Source organism: Pseudomonas sp. Pse1 (assembly GCF_024519635.1).
Classification (GTDB): Bacteria; Pseudomonadota; Gammaproteobacteria; order Pseudomonadales; family Pseudomonadaceae; genus Aquipseudomonas.
Genome location: NZ_JALJRO010000056.1, coordinates 1 through 1,319 on the forward strand (window position 1 = coordinate 1; position 1,319 = coordinate 1,319).

A 1,319-nucleotide genomic window follows, 5' to 3' on the forward strand; every position below is an offset into this window, starting at 1 on the left:
GGCACCGTCACCGTTAAAGCTGGCGAAACCAGCGCGATCTATACCGCCCCAGTTCAAGGCGACGACGTCTACAAAGACGGCGGTCCACTGAGCGTTACCATCGACAGCGCAACCGTGAAGGACCAGGTCTTCGAAGACCTGCAGTTGAGCAAAGAACCAGGTGTCGTACAGATCAATGACACCACCGACACTGTGACCGTCAGCATCGCCGGTAACGGTCCTGTGTTTGAAAACGCCAACCCGACGTTCACCGTCAGCATCAACCAGGCGTTGAAGGATGATTTGACCGTCAAACTCAGCAACGGTGGCACCGTCACCGTCAAAGCCGGTGATACTTCGGCGATCTATACCGCGCCAGTCCAGGGAGACGACGTCTACAAAGACGGCGGCCCACTGAGCGTTACTATCGACAGCGCAACCGTGAAGGACCAGGTCTTCGAAGACCTGCAGTTGAGCAAAGAACCGGGCGTGGTGCAGATCAACGACACCACAGATACCGTCACCGTCAGCATCGCTGGCAACGGTCCTGTGTTCGAAAACGCGAATCCAACCTTCACCATCACCCTCAACCAGGCGTTGAAGGATGATTTGACCGTCAAACTCAGCAACGGCGGCACCGTCACCGTTAAAGCTGGCGAAACTAGCGCGATCTATACCGCCCCAGTTCAAGGCGACGACGTCTACAAAGACGGCGGCCCGCTGAGCGTCACCATCGACAGCGCAACCGTGAAGGATCAGGCCTTCGAAGATCTGCAACTGAGCAAAGAACCAGGTGTGGTGCAGATCAACGACACCACCGACACCGTGACCGTCAGCATCGCCGGCAACGGCCCTGTGTTTGAAAACGCCAACCCGACCTTCACCATCACCCTCAACCAGGCGTTGAAGGATGATTTGACCGTCAAACTCAGCAACGGTGGCACCGTCACCGTCAAAGCCGGTGATACCAGCGCGATCTATACCGCGCCAGTCCAGGGAGACGACGTCTACAAAGACGGCGGCCCGCTGAGCCTGACTATCACCGACGCCACTGTGAAGGACCAGGTCTTCGAAGACCTGCAACTGAGCAAAGAACCAGGCGTGGTGCAGATCAACGACACCACCGACACCGTAACGGTGAGCATTGCTGGCAACGGTGCTGTGTTTGAGAACGCCAATCCAACCTTCACCATCACCCTCAACCAGGCGTTGAAGGACGATCTGACCGTCAAGTTGAGCAACGGCGGCACCGTCACCGTCAAAGCCGGTGATACCAGCGCGATCTATACCGCACCGATCCAGGGCGACGACGTCTACAAAGACGGCGGCCCGCTGAGCGT

Annotated in this window: 1 protein-coding gene; it reads left to right on the plus strand. The window is 57.5% G+C overall.

The features are described 5' to 3' along the window. Positions 1-1,319: immunoglobulin-like domain-containing protein (locus NR126_RS28310; protein ID WP_256832470.1), on the plus strand; the 1,319-nt coding region annotated here is incomplete at both ends.